This window comes from Escherichia sp. E2586 (assembly GCF_005781105.1).
GTDB lineage: Bacteria > Pseudomonadota > Gammaproteobacteria > Enterobacterales > Enterobacteriaceae > Escherichia.
The window spans coordinates 76940-96712 of the sequence record NZ_VATN01000022.1; the positions used below are offsets into that span (position 1 = coordinate 76940).

A 19773-nucleotide genomic window follows, 5' to 3' on the forward strand; every position below is an offset into this window, starting at 1 on the left:
GTAGGCTGGATAAGGCGTTTACGCCGCATCCGGCACCGGCTCAATTCTGCAAAACCGATGACACCAGCAGCTGGGTATACGGGTGATGCGGGTCGTCGAGCACACGGTCGGTTAACCCACTCTCCACCACTTGCCCCTGCTTCATCACCAGCAAACGGTCCGCCAGCAGGCGGGCGACGCCCAGATCGTGGGTGACAATTACCACCGCCAGGTTCAGCTCCACCACCAGGCCGCGCAGCAGGTCGAGCAGGCGTGCCTGCACTGACACATCCAGCCCGCCGGTTGGTTCGTCCATAAACACCAGCTTCGGATGCGTCACCAGGTTGCGGGCGATCTGCAAACGTTGCTGCATGCCGCCGGAAAAGGTGGTCGGCAGGTCGTCGATCCGGTTGGCGGGAATTTCCACCTCTTCCAGCCACTTCTGCGCGGTGGCGCGAATGTCGCCGTAATGACGCGCCCCGGTCGCCATCAGCCGCTCGCCGATATTGCCGCCCGCCGAGACCTGGCGGCGCAGGCCGTCGAGCGGATGCTGATGCACCACGCCCCATTCGGTGCGCAGCAGGCGGCGGCGGTCGGCTTCGCTCATGCCATAGAGGGAACGGTTCTCGTAGTAAATCTCCCCCTGTTGCGGCGTCAGACGGGCGGAGATTGATTTCAGCAGCGTGGTCTTCCCGGAGCCGGATTCCCCGACAATGCCCAGCACTTCCCCCGGCCATAAATCAAAAGAGACATCGCTGAAGCCTTTGCCCGGCGCGTAAAGATGAGTCAGGTTATTGACCGAAAGTAACGGTTGATTCATTGGCTTTTCGCCTCACTCTGTTGGCGGCAATAATCGGTATCGGAGCAGACAAACATGCGGTTTCCGGCGTCATCCAGCACCACTTCATCAAGATAGCTGTGGGTCGATCCGCAGATGGCGCACGGCTCATCCCACTGCTGGACGGTGAACGGGTGATCGTCGAAATCGAGGCTTTCCACGCGGGTAAACGGCGGCACCGCATAGATGCGCTTTTCGCGCCCCGCGCCGAACAGTTGCAGGGCGGGCATCATGTCCATTTTTGGGTTATCGAATTTCGGGATCGGCGACGGGTCCATCACGTAGCGTCCGTTTACTTTCACCGGATAGGCGTAGGTAGTGGCGATATGACCGAAGCGGGCGATATCTTCATACAGCTTCACCTGCATCACGCCGTACTCCTCCAGCGCGTGCATGGTGCGGGTTTCCGTTTCGCGCGGCTCGATAAAGCGCAGCGGTTCCGGGATCGGCACCTGGAAAATAATGATCTGATCTTCGGTCAGCGGCGTTTCGGGGATGCGATGGCGTGTCTGGATAAGCGTCGCATCGTCCGTGCGCTCGGTGGTGTTTACCCCGGTCACGCGCTTGAAGAAGTTGCGGATCGACACGGCGTTGGTGGTGTCGTCTGCGCCCTGGTCAATCACCTTCAACACGTCGCTTTCGCCAATCACGCTGGCGGTGAGCTGAATGCCGCCGGTTCCCCAGCCGTACGGCATCGGCATTTCGCGCCCGCCAAACGGCACCTGATAACCGGGGATCGCCACCGCTTTTAAGATGGCGCGGCGGATCATGCGTTTGGTCTGCTCGTCGAGGTATGCAAAGTTGTAGCCGCTCAGATTAGCCATGGTTCTGCTCCTGTTGCAGACGTTTGAGTAGCTCCAGTTCGGCCTGGAAATCGACGTAGTGCGGGAGTTTGAGGTGCGAGACAAAGCCTGCGGCTTCGACGTTGTCGGCATGCGCCAGCACGAACTCTTCATCCTGCGCCGGGCCTGTCGCGTGCTCGCCGTATTCCGGGGCTTGCAGAGCGCGGTCAACCAGCGCCATCGCCATCGCTTTGCGCTCGCTCATGCCGAACACCAGACCGTAGCCGCGCGTGAAGTGCGGCGGCTCATCCGGTGGGTCGATAAAACCGTTGACCATTTCGCATTCAGTCATCAGCAGTTCGCCGACGTTCACCGCAAATCCCAGCTCTTCCGGCACAATCGACACGTCGATGTAACCACTGCGGATTTCACCCGCGAACGGGTGATTGCGCCCGTAACCGCGTTGGGTGGAGTAGGCCAGCGCCAGCAAATAGCCTTCGTCACCGCGCATTAACTGCTGCAAACGGGAAGAACGTGAACAGGGGTAAACCGGCGGGGTGCGGGTGATGTCGTCCGGCTGTGCGCCGCTCTCTTCTTCACACTTCGCCAGCCCCTGACGCGCCAGCAGACTGAAAACGTGCGGCGACGGCTGTTGTTCGCTGTCGGCGGTGGTTAGCGTCGGCGCTTCACCGTTTGCCAGCAGAGTGAAATCGAGCAGGCGATGGGTGTAGTCGTAGGTTGGGCCAAGCAGCTGGCCGCCGGGAATGTCTTTATAAACGGCGGAGATACGGCGTTCGAGACGCATCTCGGTGGTGTCGAGCGGCTCGCTCACCGCCAGTTTCGCCAGCGTGGTGCGGTAGGCGCGCAACAGGAAAATGGCTTCAACGTTATCGCCGCTGGCCTGTTTCAGCGCCAGTGCCGCCAGTTCGCGGTCGGCAATGCCGCCTTCGGTCATCACGCGATCCACCGCGAGATTAAGCTGCTGTTCAATCTGGGCGACGCTCAGTTCAGGCAAATCAGTATCGCCCCGGCGTCGGCTCTCTTGCAGAGCGTGGGCGGCGTCGATCGCCTTTTCGCCCCCTTTCACGGCAACGTACATCAGCACACCTCCACATGAGTGGTTCGCGGGATAGCCAGCAGGCGCTCGCCGCAGGTCAGAATCAGGTCGATGCCGAGCGGGAACGGGTGCGGGCGCTCGGTGAGTTCGTGCAGAATGCACTCCGGTAGCTGCGGGGCGATCATTCGTTCTTCGGCAATACCCGCGCCGGTAAGACGCAACATGCGCCCGCCGCTCAGGCTGGCGACCTGTAAAATCAGCGTCGCGCCCGCTTCTGGCGCAACGGCGGTGCCGGTGGAAAGGGCGTTGAGCTGTTCGCTGGAAATCGCCTCATCCGTTACCGCGAAGGTCGCCTGTTCCGGTTGATTGACCAGCGGCGCGTTGGTATGAAAACGCAGGCTCTGGCTGACGATATCGTTACTTAATGGCGCGGAAAGCCACACCGGCGTGTCGTTATCGGCCAGCGTGAGCAGCACGCTGGTGGTGGCGATATTCAGCGGCTGCCAGCCGCGTTTGAGCTGATGCAGGGCGACAATCACGCCCGGCTCGCTCATGGCCTTTAACAGGCGACGAAAACTGTGCTGGGCATCCTGCACGGGAAGCATAAAAGCGGTTTCCAGGGTCATGCGTTGTCTCCGCGAACCATCGTAAAGAAGTCGACCCGGCTGGCGTTCACTTCGGCCTGACGTGCGGCAATGCGTGCCATACGGTCAGCGTCCAGCGGGGCAATAAGGGTTTCTGATAAGTTTTGAAAATGGCGGGTTTGCTGCATCAGTGCGTCAATCAGCGCGCAGCGTTCGGCGTGCTGTTTGTCGCGCCCCAGCACCCAGCTGTAGCCGAGCGTGCCGTCAGTCAGGCGTACGGCGGCGCGGGTGAGCGTGGCGTCGCCGGCAAAAAAGCGTTCGCCGGTGCCGCCCATCCGCGCCTGAATCTGCACCAGGCCAGTTTCGGCGGCGCGGATAACGTCATAGTCGGCGGTGATGTTCAGCGCGTTCAGGCGGGCTGCCAGTTCAGCCGGTTGGCTGTGCGCCAGTACGGACATCCAGTGCTGGCGGGTCGCGGTATCTGCGTGCATTCAGTGCTCCATAGTGAATTCAATCATGTCGGCGCGCGTCAGGCTGACGGAGTACTCCGCCGGGCTGCTTTCACCGTCACGGTGGTTAAGGGTGCGCACGCATAGCAGCGGCGACATATTCGGGATTTCAAGGCGCTGACACTCTTTGGCCTGGGCGCGGCGGGCGCTGATCCGCGTCTGGCTGCGGCGCAGCGCAATCCCCGTTTGCTCGCGCAGAAAATCGTGCAGCGAGCCGCTGTCGAAGCGTTGCAGCGTCGGCCAGAGCGTGAGGTCCGCAAAGTAGTGGTCGATTAAACAGAGCGCGACGCCGTTGACCCGACGCAGGGTGCGCAGGTGGATGACGTTCTCCCCCTCGGTTATCCCCAGCGCATCAGCGACGTGACCGGAGGCGGGGCGCAGCACCGACAGCAGTTTTTCGCTGGTGGGATGGCTACCCTGGTCCAGCAGGTTCTGGCTAAAACGCGCCTGGGCGTTGAGCGGATAATCGAACGGGCGCATCAGCACCAGCACGCCGACGCCCTGACGGCGTTGTACCCAGCCTTTTTCCACCAGTTGGTCGATGGCGCGGCGCAGGGTGTGGCGATTCACCTCAAAGCGCGCCGCCAGTTGCTGCTCGGCGGGAAGATAGTCGCCGCAGCGATAGTGTTGACGAAGCTCCTGCTCAAGTTTTGCGGCTATCTCCTGATAGCGTGTTGGGTAGCTGGTCGGATGTGTAGACAAGTGCATAGCTATCAATGCCTCGCTTATCAGATAAAGTGCTTACGCAACCGTTGAGAGAGGAAATCCAGCAGGCTGACCGTGACGATAATCAGCACCATCAGGGCGCAGGTTTGCTGGAACTGGAAACCGCGAATCGCTTCCCACAGGGTGACGCCGATCCCACCCGCGCCGACCATGCCGACGACGGTCGCCGAGCGGACGTTGGATTCGAAGCGATAGAGGGAGTAGGAAATTAGCAGCGGCATCACCTGCGGCAGCACACCGTAGAGGATCTCTTCGAGCTTGTTGGCGCCAGTGGCGCGAATGCCTTCCACCGGGCCGGGTTCAATCGCTTCCACTGCTTCGGAAAGCAGTTTGGAGAGCACGCCGGTGGTGTGGATAAACAGCGCCAGCACGCCAGCGAACGGACCGAGGCCGACGGCGACCACGAACAGCATGGCGAAGACCATTTCGTTAATGGCGCGGCAGGCGTCCATCAGGCGGCGCGTGGGCTGGTAAACCCACCAGGGCACCAGATTTTCGGCGCTCATCAGACCGAAGGGAATGGAGAGAATGATGGCCAGCGCAGTTCCCCAGACGGCGATTTGCAGCGTGACGGCCATTTCGGTGAGGTAATCCTGCCACTGGCTGAAATCGGGCGGGAAGAAGTCGGCGGCGAAAGTCGCCATGTTGCCGCCATCTTTAATCAGCGTGAGCGGGGCCATTTCCGCGCCCTGCCACGAGACGACCAGCACGGCGAGAACAACGGCCCAGCTGAAGATCGAGAACCAGCTGCGCTTGGGTGGGGCGATGGTGATGGTTTGCATGTTTGGCTCCGTTTAATGTTTTCTCCCTCTCCCTGTGGGAGAGGGGACCGATCGAGCACATTACTGCACCGCTTTACTCACCGAACTCATCGCGCTTAACGCGTTGTTCAGGCGGTCCAGGTCATCCAGCTGTGCCTGAATCTCGGTGGTTTTCGCCAGCTTGTCCTGCTCATTCAGTCCTTTATTGCCTTTTACGCCCTGCATCTCTTTAAACAGCGCGAGCTGGCGAATGGGTACCAGTTGCAGGTCGCTGGAGGCGCGGAACGGCGCCCAGCCCAGACGCTCCAGCACCGCTTTCTCTTCCGGCGTTTTGCCGTAGTTCATAAAGAAGTCGTAGATCTTGTCTTTGGTGGTTTCGGACAGATTTTTGCGCCAGACGATCGGATCGCCTGGGATCAGAGGCGACTTCCAGATCACTTTCAGTTCTTTCAGCTTCTCTGGTGCGGAGGTTTTCAGCTTGTCGAGGTTTTCAGTGTTGTTGGTGGCAACATCCACCTGTTTGTTGGCGACGGCGAGGGCGTTGGTTTCATGCCCGGCGTTGACCGTGCGCTTAAAGTCGCTGGCGGAGATATTGTTTTTGGCAAAGACGTAGTAACCGGGGACGAGGAAGCCAGAGGTGGAGTTAGGATCGCCATTGCCGAAGGTGAGATCTTTCCGCTTTGCCAACAGATCGTTCAGGTTGTTGATCGGGCTGTCTTTGTTGACGATCAATACGCTCCAGTAACCCGGCGATCCATCCGCCGCAACCGTCTGGGCGAAGACCTGGCCGTTGGCGCGATCCACCGCTTCCATCGCCGACAGGTTGCCGTACCAGGCGATATCCACTTTGTTGAAGCGCATTCCCTGGATAATGCCCGCGTAGTCCGGGGCAAAGAAGGCGTTGACCTTCACGCCCAGCTTCTTTTCCATATCCTGTAAGAACGGCGTCCATTGCGGTTTCAGGTTTTGCTGTGATTCCGTTGAAATAATGCCGAAATTCAGCGCCTTTTCCTGCTCTTCGGCGTGTGCCGGGCTTAACAGGGTGCTGAGGCTGAACATGCTGGTGAAGGCCAGCGAGGCAATTATCTTAGCGTTCATTCGTTTTCCTCAATGATGGGGATGTCAGGCAGCTTTCGCGTTCTCTTCGATGCGATTAATGCTGCGGTAGAGATGGTCAAAACGTTCGTTATCAAACTGTTGGCTGCTGCCGTCGTAGAAGACGTGCCCCTGGCGCAGGGCGACGATGCGTTCGCAGTAGCGCAGGGCGTAATCCACCTGATGCAGCGTGACGACCACGGTGATGCCGTCGTTCTGGTTGATGTCGCGCAGGGTGTCCATCACGATGCGCGCTGATTCCGGGTCCAGCGAGGCGATCGGTTCGTCCGCCAGAATTACCTTCGCCTGCTGCATCAGCGCACGGGCAATCGCCACACGTTGCTGCTGGCCGCCGGAGAGGGTGGAAACGCGCTGATGAGCAAAGTGCACCATGCCAACGCGGGTCAGCGCCTGTAACGCGCGCTGTTTCTGCTCGCCGGTGAACCAGCTAAAACAGGTGCGCCAGAACGGCGTGCTGCCGAGCGCGCCAATCAGCACGTTCTCCAGTACGCTCAGGCGATTCACCAGGTTGAATTGTTGGAAGATGTAGCCGGTATGGGCGCGGCTTTTGCGGATATCGCGCGCCAGACGGCCTTCGCGCTGGACAGTGCGGCCCAGCAGCTCGATATGGCTACCGACAGATTTATCGCCGGTAATCAAACCGCTTAAGTGACGTAAAAGGGTGGATTTGCCGGAACCCGACGGCCCAAGCAGAGCCACCATTTCACCATGATGAATATTCAGATCAACCGCGTGCAGCGCCTGATGCTGATTGAAGGTTTTGGCGAGCTTCTCGACACGGATAATCGTTTGCATGATGCAGCCTCCCTAAAAAAGTGGCTCCATCGTGGCGGATTATTGTGACGATTTGGTTAATTAAAAGTGACTAACAGATGAAGAGTTAACGGGAATTCGATGACAGTGCGGGAGGGCGGGCCTCCCGGCGGGTTATTGCGTTGGTTGTTGTTTGACGACATTAATCATCCACGGTACGCCAAATTTATCGGTGACTTTGCCGAAGCCATGCGCCCAGAAGGTTTCCTGCCAGTCCATTTCGATTTTTCCGTTAGCTGCAAGGTTATCAAACCAGCGTTTTCCTTCTTCGACCTGTTGCGAATCGAGCACCAGCGTAAAGCCGGAGTAGCTGGCTTTTCCTGACGGCATGGCATCGCTCATCATGATATCGCTTCCGGCAATACGCACGTTAGCATGGGCGATGGCGGTATCGGGAAATTGCAACCCGGAAGGGCAGTTCTCGGCGTTGTCCTGCGCTGATTTCGGCATTTCGCCGAAGCTGATTTTATAGAGCAGTTCCGCGCCCAATGTGCGTTGATAATAAGCAATTGCGTCGGCACAGTTACCGGCAAAAGAGAGGTAGGGACTTAACGGCATGATGGTGACCTCAGTTAAGAGAAGCCAGTTAAGTGTAGTTCGAAATTTGTACAGATGAGAGGCGGCCTGATAAGACGCGCGAGCGTCGCATCAGGCAGTCGCACTGTTGCCGGATGCGGCGTGAACGCCTTATCCGGCCTACGGATGGTGCGGGTGTGCGGGAATTTGTAGGCCTGATAAGACGCGCGAGCGTCGCATCAGGCATCTGGCACCGTTGCCGGATGCGGCGCGAGCGCCTTATCCGGCCTACCGATCATGTGCCAACATTACATTGAGCAATACAATCAGTTCTTTTTCACGAACTCAGATTTCAGTTTCATCGGACCAAAACCGTCGATTTTGCAATCGATGTTATGGTCGCCTTCAACCAGGCGGATGTTTTTCACTTTGGTGCCGATCTTCAGCATCGAAGAGCTACCTTTCACCTTCAGATCTTTAATGATGGTAACGCTGTCGCCGTCAGCCAGCAGGTTGCCGTTAGCATCTTTAACGATCAGCTCGTCACTTTCCTGTGCAGGTTCTGCGTCGTTCCATTCGTAGGCGCATTCCGGGCAGATATACATGCCGTTATCTTCGTAAGTGTATTCGGAGTTGCATTTTGGGCAGTGTGGTAATGACATGTGGATTTCCTCAAAAGTCAGCGGGGCAAAAGCGCCAAAAAACGGCAGATTGCCGAAAAAGGCCGCAATTATACACAAAATCCCTGAGTTTGTCGGGGGTACTGCTGATTTTAGACGACGATCGTTTTCATTTGAAAGAGAAGGCAAAAAGAAAATAATCTTTTTGCCTCAGTTTATTATTTGAGATAAGGTTAACTTTATTCTTGTTCTTTTTTTTATTTAATTGTTTTCTATCTTTCTGACTTTTAAACGTGTCGGAAGAGACGTCGTCATTCTAATAAAAACAACAAATTAAATATAAATTATTTCCCGCAGTAATTATAAAAGCCGAAAACAGAACTAAAAAACGATCTGGCTAAATAAAAGTAATAAAATTTGCTTTAAGGAAGAACTTTCCATGTGCACACAGACAATATATGAGTTAAGTCAGGAGGCGGAACGTCTGTTACTGCTTTCCCGACAACAGTTGCAGTTACTGGAAAAAATGCCTCTCGCTGTACCTGGAGAAGTGGCGCCGCCTCTGACTTTACCCTGGAGTCAGCATAATATCGTCGAGCGCCACGCGATGCTGAATAATGAGCTGCGTAAAATTTCCCGTCTGGAAATGGTGCTGGCGATTGTCGGCACAATGAAAGCAGGGAAATCAACCACCATTAATGCCATTGTTGGCACTGAAGTTCTTCCTAATCGCAATCGCCCTATGACTGCGCTGCCAACGCTTATTCGCCATACACCGGGGCAAAAAGAACCCGTGCTGCATTTTTCACATGTCGCGCCAATTGACCGTTTAATCCAACAATTACAACAACGCCTGCGTGATTACGATATTAAGCATCTGACCGATCTGCTGGAAATAGATAAAGATATGCGTGCACTTATGCAGCGGATCGAAAATGGCGTCGCTTTCGAAAAATATTACCTGGGCGCCCAGCCTATTTTTCATTGTCTGAAAAGTTTGAATGATTTGGTGCGCATGGCGAAAGCGCTGGATGTTGATTTTCCTTTTTCTGCTTACGCCGCCATTGAACATATTCCGGTGATTGAAGTGGAGTTCGTCCATCTGGCGGGACTGGAAAGTTATCCGGGGCAGTTAACATTACTGGATACTCCCGGGCCAAACGAAGCCGGACAACCACATCTGCAACAAATGCTTAATGAGCAGCTGGCGCGTGCTTCTGCGGTGCTGGCGGTGATGGATTATACGCAACTGAAATCGATCTCCGATGAAGAGGTGCGCGCGGCGGTTATGGCCGTCGGCAAGTCAGTACCGCTGTATGTATTGGTCAATAAATTCGATCAGCAGGATCGTAACAGCGACGATGCCGAACAGGTGCGGGCGCTGATTTCCGGGACGTTGATGAAAGGCTGTGTTACGCCAGGGCAGATATTTCCGGTATCGTCGATGTGGGGCTATCTGGCGAATCGGGCGCGCCATGAGTTAGCCAGAAGCGGCAGGTTGCCCGATCCTCAACAGCAACGCTGGGTGGAGGATTTTGCTCATGCGGCGCTCGGTAGGCGCTGGTGTAACGCGGATCTGGAGGATATCGACCATATTCGCCATGCAGTTGAGCAATTGTGGGAAGACTCGTTATTTGAACAGCCGGTGCAGGCGTTGCTTCATGCCGCGTATGCCAACGCGTCGTTGTACGCTCTGCGTTCTGCCTCGCATAAATTGTTGAATTACGCCCAGCAGGCGCGGGAGTACCTTGATTTTCGCGCCCACGGCCTGACTGTCGCCTGCGAGCTATTGCGGCAAAATATCCACCAACTCGAAGAAAATTTGCAGCTATTGCAACTCAATCAGACGCAGGTGAGCGGTGAGATTCAACATGAAATAGAGCTGGCCCTGACATCAGCCAACGACTTTTTGCGTCAGCAGCAAGAGCAGGTGAATGCCCAGTTAGCCGTGCTGTTTCAACATGATTCGTGGCCATTAAGCGAGATTCGTACTCGCTGCGAGACACTGTTACAGACGGCACAGACCCAAATCAGCCGGGATTTCACGCTGCGTTTTGCTGAACTGGAATCAACCCTTTGCCGGGTACTAACCGATGTTATTCGTCCCATTGAACAACAGGTTAAAGTGGCATTGAGTGAGTCTGGGTTTCGCCCTGGATTTGAGTTTCCTGTTTTTCGCAGCGTGGTTCCCCACTTCAATACTCGCCAGCTATTCAGCGATGCAATATCACTCCAGGAAATACCGGATGAGCAGGTCACCCGTTTAGGTGTTGTACGTGAGACTTTCTCGCGCTGGTTGAATCAACCAGACTGGGGACGGAGTAGTGAGAAATCCCCGACGAAGACCGTTGATTACAGTGTGCTACAACGTACGTTAACCGAAGAAATTGACCTCTATTGCCAACAAATGGCTAAAGTTTTAGCGGTTCAGGTCGATGATTCTGTCACGGCAGGAATGAGCACATTTTTCGCTGATTTCGCTGTATGTTTGACGGAATTACACACGCGTTTACGCGAAAGTCTGGCTTTGCGACAGCAAAATGAATCCGTGGTGAAAATTATGCAGCAGCAATTGCAGCAGACTGCAACAACGCACGGCTGGATTTATACGGACTCTCAGTTGTTACGCGATGATATTCAAACTCTTTTCACGGCAGAACAGTATTGACAAAGACGTTACTGGACGGCCCCGGTCGCGTGCTGGAGTCGGTTCATCCCCGCTTTTTAGTGGATCTGGCGCTGGGCGATGATACCCGCCATCCGCAAGCCCATCAGCAGCAGTTTCGTGAACGACTGATGCAGGAGATCCTTGCTCGCACACAGCTTCAGACGTGGGCGAATGCCGGAATGTTAAATGCGCCGCTTAGTCTACGCCTGGCATTGGTGGAAAAATTGGCGGCAATGCTTGACCCCGGTCATCTGGCGTTGACACAGATCGCACAATATCTGGCGTTACTGCAAAAAAGGGATCTCCGCCCACAATCCGCTTTCCCGGAACTCCAGCAGCAAATTACTGCTTTATATGAGTGGTTTTCAGCCCGTTGTCACTGGAAGGAAAAAGCCTTAACGCAACGAGGGTTGCTGGTGCAGGCGGGCGAACAGAGCGAGCAAATTTTTACTCGCTGGCGTGCCGGTGCGTATGACAGTTGGTCGCTGCCTGGACGTGGTTTCATCGTTCTGGAAGAACTGCGTTGGGGGGCGTTTGGCGATGCCTGCCGTCTGGGAAGTCCGCAAGCGGCAGCGTTGTTGCTTGATGATTTGCGCGTGAAAGCGACGCAATATCTGGCTGAAAGTATCAACGCGGCACCGACTACTCGTCATTATTACCACCAATGGTTCACATCACCCACAGCTCTAAGCGGTGGGGAACATGCTGACTTTTTAGGTTGGTTGGGTAAGTGGTCCGATGCAGATAAACAGCCCGTTTGCTGGTCGGTGACCCAACGTTGGCAAACTGTCGCGGTAGGGATGCCACGGCTCTGTTCAGCACAACGTCTGGTGGAGGCCATGGTCGAGGAAATCTTCTCTGTAAATTGCGTGTAAATAATCAGTTACATTGATGAGTGTTTAACGAAATCCATATGTGAAGTTGATCACAAATTTAAACGCTGGTAGGGTAAAAAGGTCATTAACTGCCCAATTCAGGCGTCAACTGGTTTGGTTGTACAATTCTTAATCGGAACGTGTAAGTAAACCCGCTACGCTTGTTACAGAGATTGCACCCTGCAATTCCCGCTTCCCTTTTGCGGGCGCCACGTTATTTGCCTGACGTGTGCGGAAATGGGCTTACTCTGCGAGGAAAGCTATGCTGAAAAGGAAAAAAGTAAAACCGATTACCCTTCGTGACGTCACTATTATTGATGACGGTAAACTGCGCAAAGCCATTACCGCAGCATCGCTGGGTAATGCAATGGAATGGTTCGATTTTGGTGTTTATGGTTTTGTTGCCTACGCATTAGGTAAGGTCTTTTTCCCGGGGGCTGACCCTAGCGTGCAGATGGTTGCTGCACTTGCCACCTTCTCCGTTCCCTTTCTGATTCGACCGCTTGGCGGGCTCTTCTTCGGTATGCTGGGCGATAAATATGGTCGCCAGAAGATCCTTGCGATCACCATTGTGATTATGTCGATCAGTACGTTCTGTATTGGCTTAATACCGTCCTACGCTTCTATTGGTATTTGGGCACCGATTCTGTTGTTGATCTGTAAGATGGCGCAAGGATTCTCGGTAGGGGGCGAATATACCGGGGCGTCGATATTTGTTGCGGAATACTCCCCTGACCGTAAACGCGGCTTTATGGGCAGTTGGCTGGATTTCGGTTCTATTGCCGGGTTTGTGCTGGGTGCGGGCGTGGTGGTGTTAATTTCGACCATCGTCGGTGAAGAAAACTTCCTCGACTGGGGCTGGCGTATTCCGTTCTTTATCGCTCTGCCTTTAGGGATTATCGGGCTTTACTTGCGCCATGCGCTGGAAGAGACGCCAGCTTTCCAGCAACATGTTGAGAAACTGGAGCAGGGCGACCGGGAAGGTTTGCAGGATGGCCCGAAAGTCTCGTTTAAAGAGATTGCCACCAAACACTGGCGCAGTTTGTTGACGTGTATTGGCCTGGTGATTGCCACCAACGTCACTTACTACATGCTGCTGACCTATATGCCGAGTTATTTGTCGCATAACCTGCACTACTCCGAAGACCACGGAGTGCTGATTATTATCGCCATTATGATTGGTATGCTGTTTGTGCAACCGGTGATGGGGCTGCTTAGTGACCGTTTTGGCCGTCGTCCGTTTGTGATCCTCGGCAGTGTTGCGCTGTTTGCGCTGGCGATCCCGGCGTTCATCCTGATTAACAGTAATATCATCGGCCTGATTTTCGCCGGGTTGTTGATGCTGGCAGTGATCCTTAACTGCTTTACGGGTGTTATGGCCTCAACGCTGCCAGCGATGTTCCCGACGCATATCCGTTACAGTGCACTGGCGGCGGCATTTAATATTTCGGTGCTGATTGCTGGTCTGACGCCAACACTGGCGGCCTGGCTGGTCGAAAGCTCGCAGAATCTGATGATGCCCGCCTATTATCTGATGGTCGTGGCGGTGGTTGGTTTAATCACCGGCGTAACCATGAAAGAGACGGCGAATCAGCCATTGAAAGGTGCGACGCCAGCGGCGTCAGATTTACAGGAAGCGAAGGAAATTCTTGTCGAGCATTACGATAATATTGAGCAAAAAATCGAGGATATTGACTACGAGATTGCCGATTTGCAGGCGAAACGTTCTCGCCTGGTGCAGCAACATCCGCGTATTGATGAGTAATCTGAAATGGATGGCTTGATGCGACGCTGTCTTATCAGGCCTACAACCGAACTCTTAAGGTTCACTTAATCTCTGGCGCGCATACTCTCCTCCAGGTTAACGGAGGAGAGTGCAATGAAAAACCGTATTTATGAACGTTTAACCACCGTGTTCAGCGTGCTGGTAGTCAGCAGCTTTCTCTATATCTGGTTTGCCACGTACTGATCTTTCTTCAGCCGTACCCAGGCACGTGTGCCGGAGGTTTCTTCCCGGTTTTGCAGGAAAAACTGCCCGTGATGCAACTGCGTGATGCGGCTGACAATACTTAATCCCAGACCAATTCCGCCATAACGGCTGTCCATTCGTACAAACGCTTTGCTTAACTCCCCGCATTTACTCTCATCAATACCTGGCCCTTCATCTTCAACCGCCATTACCGCACCGCCATCTTCTTGCAGCTTAATCATAATGTTGCTGCCTTGTGGGCTGTAACGATGGGCGTTTTCTACCAGGTTTCGCAATAACATCCGCAGCAGGGTTGCATCACCCTGAACGGTGATGTCGGCGGCGCTCTCTGGCAACAGCAAAGTTTGCTGACGCTGGTCGAGCATGGTACTTAACTCGTCATACGAGGGCAGAATCACATCTTCCAGCAGTTTTACATGCTGATAATTACCGGATGAAAATGACTGACCCGCACGCGCCAGTTGTAACAACTGGGAGACGCTCTCCATCATCTGATCAAGCCGCGCCACTAACGGCGCTACATCAATGTGATGCGTTTTCGCCAGCAACTCCAGATGCAAACGTACCCCCGCCAGCGGCGTTCGCAGTTCGTGAGCGACGTCAGCGGTAAACAAGCGTTCGTTATCCAGCGTGCTGGTCAGGCGAGATACCAGATCGTTCAAAGCCGAAACCACCGATTCGATTTCGAGGGTGGCACTGTGAATGGCAATGGGCGTTAAGTTGTCGGCGGTGCGCGCTTCCAGCTCTTTTTGCAACTCCGCCAGCGGACGGGTGATGCGCCGTACCGCTTGATAGCAGATAAATAGCGTCAGGCTGACCATAAACACGCCGGGGACAATCAGGCTGGCGACCGCCTCGCGGATCTCACGCATGATGTGGCGGTCGTTGTTGCGATTGTCGCGTAACGCCTGCTCAAATAGCTGAATCTGCTCGGTACTTTCATGCCATAGCCAGAAGACGCTGATCAGCTCAAACACCAGCAAAATGGCCCCGATGGTCAATATTAGCCGCTGGCGTAGCGATATTGGACGACGCAGAAAACGCATCAGATTCAATTAGTTCTCCTCATTTAAGACCAGCATATAGCCAAAACCGCGTACGGTACGGATGCGCGACTTACCCACTTTATCGCGCAGGTTGTGGATATGCACTTCCAGGGTGTTAGTCGAGGGTTCGTTGTCCCAGTTATAGATGTCGTTGTAGAGAATTTCCCGATGCACGGGGCTGCCTGCCTTGAGCATCAACCGTGACAGCAGAGCATATTCTTTCGGCGTCAGAATCAGTTCTTCACCGCCCATCCATACCTGACGGCGACCCATATTCAGCGTCAGGTTGCCAACAATCAACTCGCTTTCGCCCTGATTATTATGGCGTCGCAGCAGGGCGCGAATGCGGGCGTGCAACTCTTCCAGCGCAAAAGGCTTCACCAGATAGTCGTCGGCCCCGACATCCAGCCCGGCGATTTTGTCGGTCAGAGTGTCGCGGGCGGTGAGGATCAGCACCGGCAGGGTGTATTTTTTCTGCCGGATACGGGCGAGAAAATGCAGCCCGTCTTCGTCAGGTAAACCTAAATCCAGCACCACCAGACTGTAATGACCAGCTTCCAGGCTTTGTTCCGCCATCCGTGCGGTTGTGACGCCATCACAGGCGTAGCCTTCCGTTTGCGCCGCCAGAATCAATCCCTGCAATAACAGTGTATCGTCTTCAACAATTAGAATTTTCATTCAGTCGTTCTCCTGCAAGTTTGCAGAATATCATCCGCAGCCTGGTAATACTTCGTCTCAACGCCGGTTAATCCCAACAGCGTTGAGAATAAATTGTCTTGTGAATAGTGCTGCGTTTGCGCCTGTTTTTGCAGGCAATTCTGGTCAACCTGATACCGCTTTTGATAATCCTCCGACAGCCACAGCAGCATTGGCACCTGTTTTTGGCTATCCGGGGCGATGGCATAAGGCAGGCCGTGCAGATAGATGCCATTTTCACCTAACGATTCACCGTGATCAGAAAGATAAACCAGGCTGGTGGTAAATTTATCCTGATGTTCTTTCAGCAGATTAATCGCTTTATCAACAATATAGTCGACGTAGACCAGCGTGTTGTCGTAAGTGTTCACCAGTTGTTCTTTCGTGCAGGTTTGGATCTCGTTGGTGTCGCAAGTAGGGGTAAATTTCCTGAACTGCGGCGGATAACGGTTGTAATAGGTCGGGCCGTGGCTGCCGATGGTGTGTAATACAATCACGCCATCTCCCTGCAGGTTATTGATGTACTCTTCCAGCCCGTGGAACAGCACTTCGTCATAGCATTCGCCGTTGATGCACTGACCAGGCAAGTTCAGCGCAGTGACGTTCTGGTGAGGCACGCGGTCGCAGACGCCTTTGCAGCCGCCATCGTTGTCATTCCAAAGCACGTTGATACCCGCCCGCTGAATGATATCCAGCACGCCTTCCTGGTGTTGTGCCAGCTCTTCTTTGTAATGCTCGCGCGGCATATCCGAGAACATGCACGGTACAGAAACAGCCGTTGCTGTGCCGCAAGACGCAGTATTTGGGAAATAGACCACGTTATCTTTCGCCAGCCGCGGGTTAGTTTCACGCGGGTAGCCGTTGAGCGAGAAGTTTTCCGCCCGTGAAGTTTCACCGACGATCAAAATGGTCAGGTTTTTCCGATCTCCATTTTGCATTAACGGGTTGCGGCGAGCATCCTCACCAATGCGTACCAGCGGCAGATTCGCCAGTCGTTGATGAGAATACCATGACCAGCTGGCAACAATGCTGTTAGACGGGCTTAAGGATTTCACCAGCTCTTTGTTGTTGCGAAACAGCGAGGCGTAGTCTTTATAAAATAGTGCGGCGACCAGCACAATCAGCAGTATAGAAATCAGGATGCTGGCTCCGCGGAAAAGAACACTGCGCAGGCGCGAGGTGGCAGGTTTGATTTTTATCCAGCAGGCAATCAGCGCGGCAAGTACGCCGCTTAACCCTAGCGTTAATAACATCCGCGGCGTCATCAACGCATAACTTTCCGCCGCTGTGGTATCCATAATATTGGCAATCATTGAACGGTCGATGACGATGCCATAAGTCATGATGAAATATTGCGCTGATGCGCCGACAAGAATAAACAGACATGCCAGCGGGCGATTAAGCCATAAGAAAGAGCTTAGTGTCAGGACAATATTAATCACGCTGAAGGCGACGACCGGCATCGACAAGAAAACCAGCACGTTATGCAGTGAATCCAGCGGTAACGCCTGTAATACCTGTTTAAAAAAGGCAATATTCAGGCAGATAGAGATATAAAAAGAGGCCAGCAATAGCCAGGCGAGTAAATTCAAAGAGGGTCTTTTTAGAAGGCGCTTCAACATCACGGTGTTTCCATCGAACAAAGTGCGCATATGTTCGCAAAGCAAAGTTAAGCCAACCTTAAGTTCTTAAGGTTGGCTTATGCGTTTGCTGGATTAAGAGAGGCTTAATCTTTACTGGTCGGTGCATCTAAAGGATAGGGGTTTTTATGCATCCGGTTGTAGTTCAGCGTGTACATGGCTGTGATCACCATCAGAGTGACGAATGACCACATGACCTCTTTTGCGCCAGAACCGACCACCGCCCAGATACAGTAAAGGAAGGCGATAGTCGTGATGGTCACATACGCCGGACGCGTTTTGCCAAAGTGACCGTGACCTAAAAGCAGTAAAGCGGCACAGGTGTAAAGATAAGGCACGAGGGTAAAGATTACCGATACGGAGGACACCAGACCAAACTCTTTGGTGGCGTTTGGCGAGATGCTACTGAACTGGAAGATAGTCATCAGAATACCAACGATAATCAACCCGGCAACCGGAGTACCCGCTTTGTTAACGCGGGCAAAAATGGGGGGGAACAGGCCGTCATCGGCAGCCGCTTTCGCCGTTTGCCCGGCCAGTAGTGTCCAGCCGCCCAGCGAGCCTAAGCAACCTGCCGCTGCGCAGAAGGAGACAATGGCCCCAGCGGTATCACCCAGCGCCATCCGCGCCGCATCGCCAAAAGGTGAGTCGGAAACGCGCAGCGCGGCATTAGGGATCATTCCCATAATTGCCGTGGTCGAGAGTACATAGCAGACGGCGGCAATCAACACCCCGCCAATGGTGGCGATAGGCACGTTGCGTTTCGGGTTTTTCACTACGCCCGCCGCAACGGAAGCACTTTCTACCCCGATAAACGACCACAACGTGACGTTTAAGGTACTTTGAATCGCACCGAAAGTACCCTGACCACTCACGTTCCAGGCTGCCATATACGTTTCACTGTGGAACCAGAACCAGCCGAATACTGCAATTCCGACAATGGGGATCAGCGCCAGCACAGTGGCGACAGCCTGCACGCGGGTGATCATTTTTGGACCGACGATATTAAGCAGAACGAAGATCCACAGTACCACCACACAGGTGATGGTTAATACCAACGGATCTTTGAGGATAGGGAAGAAGTAGCTTAAATACCCCACGCCAATGACCACCATGGCAATATTGCCGATCCAGCAGGCCAGCCAGTAGAGAACGTTTGTTTGATACCCGAGGAAAGGGCCAAAGCAGCGGCGCGCGTAGGCATATGAACCGCCAGGGCTGGGATCAAGGAAAGACATTTTGGCGTAGACCATCGACAAAGCCAGCGCACCGATAATCGTCACCAACCAACCATATATGGCTATCCCGCCTGTCGAGGCCAAGTTTGCAGGTAACAGAAAAACCCCTGACCCCATAATATTCCCCGACACCATCAGGGTGACGGGGATTAAGCCCACTTTGTGAGCGTCAGCATCCGAAGACATAATTAAACTCCTGCGAAGGCGAGCTTCGTGACAATAAATTACGTCATATCATACGCCTACACTCGCGCGTTGAATTATCCTCAACCGGGTTATCGCTGATGCTGTTATTAATATAGCTCTTCGTTCAGATTATAAATCAGGCGACAGAACGTTCTCTGTGCTGACTAACATAATGGAGAGGCGTCATACCATAGAAGTCTTTAAATACAGATATAAAATAGGAAGTGCTGTTGTAGCCGCAGGATTGTGATACCTGTGAGATATTTTTGCCGTCCATCATTAATTCATTTACGGCATAACGCATACGGCAGGTGGTGATTATTTGGCTATAACTGGTGTTTTCACTTTTCAGTTTTTTCTTTAACAGGCTGGGGCTTAGACATAAACAGCTGGCTACCATACTAAGATTCCAGTCTTTATGAATATCGCTTTCAATTATTTGATAAACGCTATCACTTACACAATTACGTAACATATACATCATAAGAGAAAGGAATTTTTTACTGTCGAGAAAGCGTGATAGCACAGTGAATAATAATGCACGAGTGCGTTCTTTTTCTGACTCTGTTTCAGCGGGCATCATGCTATGTTGAGCAGCGACGCGAAAGAGGTCCAGAGTCAGGCATGGTAAGGCCAGGACTGGGGTGGCGCTTCGTTGCCAGACGGGTATTTTTGAGAGATCTTTATTCAGAAAACGGAGGTAATCTTTGATGATGTTATGACTAATATGCGCAACCAAAGTGTTATTAAGTGAGGAGACATCAATAATATTATTTTCACAACTTAATAACGCCATGTGGTTAGCCTTCAGGCTTATAGGTTCTTTCCCATTCACCCTTAACCAGACATCTTTTTCAGTCAATAAAACAATACAAGGTTGGTCGCTGCAAATCCTCATACATGTACTCCTGAATGCAAATAAAAGACCCGTTTTCGCCAGGAAGAGCGATACGGGGAAATGGTTATATAATTGTATGACGAATCAAAACATGCATAAAAATAACGTGTTTTACTAATATTACAAATTTTTATAGTAATTTCTCATGTACAAAAAATTTTACATGCTGAAAAAGTGTAAATAACAGGCAAAAAAAAGCGCGGGGTGGGGCCGCGCAAAAAGTATGACATTTTTG

General features: G+C 53.3%; 20 protein-coding genes. 4 read left to right on the plus strand and 16 right to left on the minus strand.

Going from position 1 to position 19773, the window contains the following annotated elements:
* Positions 1-40: 40 nt before the first annotated feature.
* The 11 genes from phnK to FEK50_RS19695 all read right to left on the minus strand — a co-directional run bounded on the left by phnK (position 41) and on the right by FEK50_RS19695 (position 8343).
* Complete coding sequence (gene phnK, locus FEK50_RS19645) at positions 41-799, minus strand: phosphonate C-P lyase system protein PhnK (protein WP_097750848.1); 759 nt, start codon at positions 797-799, stop codon at positions 41-43.
* The gene (gene phnJ, locus FEK50_RS19650; RefSeq protein ID WP_000002284.1) at positions 796-1641 is read right to left on the minus strand and encodes an alpha-D-ribose 1-methylphosphonate 5-phosphate C-P-lyase PhnJ; all 846 of its coding nucleotides are present in this window, start codon (positions 1639-1641) and stop codon (positions 796-798) included. The genes phnK and phnJ overlap by 4 nt, the downstream gene beginning before the upstream one ends.
* Positions 1634-2698 (minus strand): alpha-D-ribose 1-methylphosphonate 5-triphosphate synthase subunit PhnI, encoded by a 1065-nt coding sequence (gene phnI, locus FEK50_RS19655; protein WP_131161362.1) that lies wholly within the window; start codon positions 2696-2698, stop codon positions 1634-1636. The genes phnJ and phnI overlap by 8 nt, the downstream gene beginning before the upstream one ends.
* Positions 2698-3282: a phosphonate C-P lyase system protein PhnH gene (gene phnH / locus FEK50_RS19660; RefSeq protein ID WP_089574897.1), complete on the minus strand. Its 585-nt coding sequence runs from the start codon at positions 3280-3282 to the stop codon at positions 2698-2700. The genes phnI and phnH overlap by 1 nt, the downstream gene beginning before the upstream one ends.
* Positions 3279-3731: a phosphonate C-P lyase system protein PhnG gene (gene phnG / locus FEK50_RS19665; RefSeq protein WP_131161361.1), complete on the minus strand. Its 453-nt coding sequence runs from the start codon at positions 3729-3731 to the stop codon at positions 3279-3281. Before phnG ends, phnH begins: the two co-directional genes overlap by 4 nt.
* The gene (phnF, locus tag FEK50_RS19670) at positions 3732-4457 is read right to left on the minus strand and encodes a phosphonate metabolism transcriptional regulator PhnF (RefSeq protein WP_001295387.1); all 726 of its coding nucleotides are present in this window, start codon (positions 4455-4457) and stop codon (positions 3732-3734) included.
* A gap of 20 nt (positions 4458-4477) precedes the next feature.
* Positions 4478-5257 carry a phosphonate ABC transporter, permease protein PhnE gene (gene phnE, locus FEK50_RS19675; protein ID WP_130259490.1) on the minus strand — a complete coding sequence of 260 codons (780 nt, stop codon included), beginning with the start codon at positions 5255-5257 and terminating at the stop codon, positions 4478-4480.
* A gap of 60 nt (positions 5258-5317) precedes the next feature.
* Positions 5318-6334, minus strand: a complete 1017-nt coding sequence (gene phnD / locus FEK50_RS19680) for a phosphonate ABC transporter substrate-binding protein (RefSeq protein WP_000991997.1) — start codon at positions 6332-6334, stop codon at positions 5318-5320.
* A 24-nt stretch (positions 6335-6358) separates the two neighbouring features.
* Positions 6359-7147 carry a phosphonate ABC transporter ATP-binding protein gene (gene phnC, locus FEK50_RS19685; protein ID WP_001193408.1) on the minus strand — a complete coding sequence of 263 codons (789 nt, stop codon included), beginning with the start codon at positions 7145-7147 and terminating at the stop codon, positions 6359-6361.
* 132 nt (positions 7148-7279) lie between these two features.
* Positions 7280-7723, minus strand: coding sequence for a VOC family metalloprotein YjdN (gene yjdN, locus FEK50_RS19690; protein ID WP_131161360.1), 444 nt, complete (start codon positions 7721-7723; stop codon positions 7280-7282).
* Between the two features lie 284 nt (positions 7724-8007).
* On the minus strand, positions 8008-8343 hold the full coding sequence (locus FEK50_RS19695) for a zinc ribbon domain-containing protein YjdM (RefSeq protein ID WP_001300891.1): 336 nt from the start codon (positions 8341-8343) through the stop codon (positions 8008-8010).
* Between the two features lie 397 nt (positions 8344-8740).
* Between FEK50_RS19695 and crfC the strand changes: the two genes are divergently transcribed.
* From crfC to pmrR, 4 genes are all read left to right on the plus strand, one after another.
* A complete protein-coding gene (gene crfC, locus FEK50_RS19700; RefSeq protein ID WP_131161359.1) occupies positions 8741-10969 on the plus strand; it encodes a clamp-binding protein CrfC in 2229 nt (742 codons plus the stop codon).
* The gene (locus FEK50_RS19705) at positions 10966-11844 is read left to right on the plus strand and encodes a diguanylate cyclase regulator RdcB family protein (RefSeq protein ID WP_131161358.1); all 879 of its coding nucleotides are present in this window, start codon (positions 10966-10968) and stop codon (positions 11842-11844) included. The genes crfC and FEK50_RS19705 overlap by 4 nt, the downstream gene beginning before the upstream one ends.
* 262 nt (positions 11845-12106) lie before the next feature.
* Positions 12107-13609 carry a glycine betaine/L-proline transporter ProP gene (gene proP / locus FEK50_RS19710; protein ID WP_131161357.1) on the plus strand — a complete coding sequence of 501 codons (1503 nt, stop codon included), beginning with the start codon at positions 12107-12109 and terminating at the stop codon, positions 13607-13609.
* A gap of 114 nt (positions 13610-13723) precedes the next feature.
* Positions 13724-13813, plus strand: coding sequence for an LpxT activity modulator PmrR (gene pmrR, locus FEK50_RS19715; protein ID WP_074399408.1), 90 nt, complete (start codon positions 13724-13726; stop codon positions 13811-13813).
* On the opposite strand, the gene pmrB is transcribed toward pmrR, so the two are convergent.
* The 5 genes from pmrB to adiY all read right to left on the minus strand — a co-directional run bounded on the left by pmrB (position 13789) and on the right by adiY (position 19538).
* The gene (pmrB, locus tag FEK50_RS19720; RefSeq protein WP_165383162.1) at positions 13789-14889 is read right to left on the minus strand and encodes a two-component system sensor histidine kinase PmrB; all 1101 of its coding nucleotides are present in this window, start codon (positions 14887-14889) and stop codon (positions 13789-13791) included. The genes pmrR and pmrB overlap by 25 nt on opposite strands.
* Entirely contained in the window at positions 14890-15558 is a 669-nt protein-coding gene (gene basR / locus FEK50_RS19725; protein WP_130205907.1) for a two-component system response regulator BasR, read from the minus strand.
* A complete protein-coding gene (gene eptA / locus FEK50_RS19730) occupies positions 15555-17198 on the minus strand; it encodes a phosphoethanolamine transferase EptA (protein ID WP_130205909.1) in 1644 nt (547 codons plus the stop codon). Before eptA ends, basR begins: the two co-directional genes overlap by 4 nt.
* Positions 17199-17302: 104 nt before the next feature.
* On the minus strand, positions 17303-18640 hold the full coding sequence (gene adiC, locus FEK50_RS19735; protein ID WP_131161356.1) for an arginine/agmatine antiporter: 1338 nt from the start codon (positions 18638-18640) through the stop codon (positions 17303-17305).
* A 136-nt stretch (positions 18641-18776) separates the two neighbouring features.
* Positions 18777-19538, minus strand: a complete 762-nt coding sequence (gene adiY / locus FEK50_RS19740) for a DNA-binding transcriptional activator AdiY (protein ID WP_130221796.1) — start codon at positions 19536-19538, stop codon at positions 18777-18779.
* Between the last annotated feature and the right edge of the window lie 235 nt (positions 19539-19773).

Excerpts from the sequence above, each read along its gene's own strand:
- phnK (WP_097750848.1), bottom strand. The coding sequence starts at position 799 with ATGAATCAACCGTTACTTTCGGTCAATAACCTGACTCATCTTTACGCG.
- phnJ (WP_000002284.1), bottom strand. The coding sequence starts at position 1,641 with ATGGCTAATCTGAGCGGCTACAACTTTGCATACCTCGACGAGCAGACC.
- phnI (WP_131161362.1), bottom strand. The coding sequence starts at position 2,698 with ATGTACGTTGCCGTGAAAGGGGGCGAAAAGGCGATCGACGCCGCCCAC.
- phnH (WP_089574897.1), bottom strand. The coding sequence starts at position 3,282 with ATGACCCTGGAAACCGCTTTTATGCTTCCCGTGCAGGATGCCCAGCAC.
- phnG (WP_131161361.1), bottom strand. The coding sequence starts at position 3,731 with ATGCACGCAGATACCGCGACCCGCCAGCACTGGATGTCCGTACTGGCG.
- phnF (WP_001295387.1), bottom strand. The coding sequence starts at position 4,457 with ATGCACTTGTCTACACATCCGACCAGCTACCCAACACGCTATCAGGAG.
- phnE (WP_130259490.1), bottom strand. The coding sequence starts at position 5,257 with ATGCAAACCATCACCATCGCCCCACCCAAGCGCAGCTGGTTCTCGATC.
- phnD (WP_000991997.1), bottom strand. The coding sequence starts at position 6,334 with ATGAACGCTAAGATAATTGCCTCGCTGGCCTTCACCAGCATGTTCAGC.
- phnC (WP_001193408.1), bottom strand. The coding sequence starts at position 7,147 with ATGCAAACGATTATCCGTGTCGAGAAGCTCGCCAAAACCTTCAATCAG.
- yjdN (WP_131161360.1), bottom strand. The coding sequence starts at position 7,723 with ATGCCGTTAAGTCCCTACCTCTCTTTTGCCGGTAACTGTGCCGACGCA.
- FEK50_RS19695 (WP_001300891.1), bottom strand. The coding sequence starts at position 8,343 with ATGTCATTACCACACTGCCCAAAATGCAACTCCGAATACACTTACGAA.
- crfC (WP_131161359.1), top strand. The coding sequence starts at position 8,741 with ATGTGCACACAGACAATATATGAGTTAAGTCAGGAGGCGGAACGTCTG.
- proP (WP_131161357.1), top strand. The coding sequence starts at position 12,107 with ATGCTGAAAAGGAAAAAAGTAAAACCGATTACCCTTCGTGACGTCACT.
- pmrR (WP_074399408.1), top strand. The coding sequence starts at position 13,724 with ATGAAAAACCGTATTTATGAACGTTTAACCACCGTGTTCAGCGTGCTG.
- basR (WP_130205907.1), bottom strand. The coding sequence starts at position 15,558 with ATGAAAATTCTAATTGTTGAAGACGATACACTGTTATTGCAGGGATTG.
- eptA (WP_130205909.1), bottom strand. The coding sequence starts at position 17,198 with ATGTTGAAGCGCCTTCTAAAAAGACCCTCTTTGAATTTACTCGCCTGG.
- adiC (WP_131161356.1), bottom strand. The coding sequence starts at position 18,640 with ATGTCTTCGGATGCTGACGCTCACAAAGTGGGCTTAATCCCCGTCACC.
- adiY (WP_130221796.1), bottom strand. The coding sequence starts at position 19,538 with ATGAGGATTTGCAGCGACCAACCTTGTATTGTTTTATTGACTGAAAAA.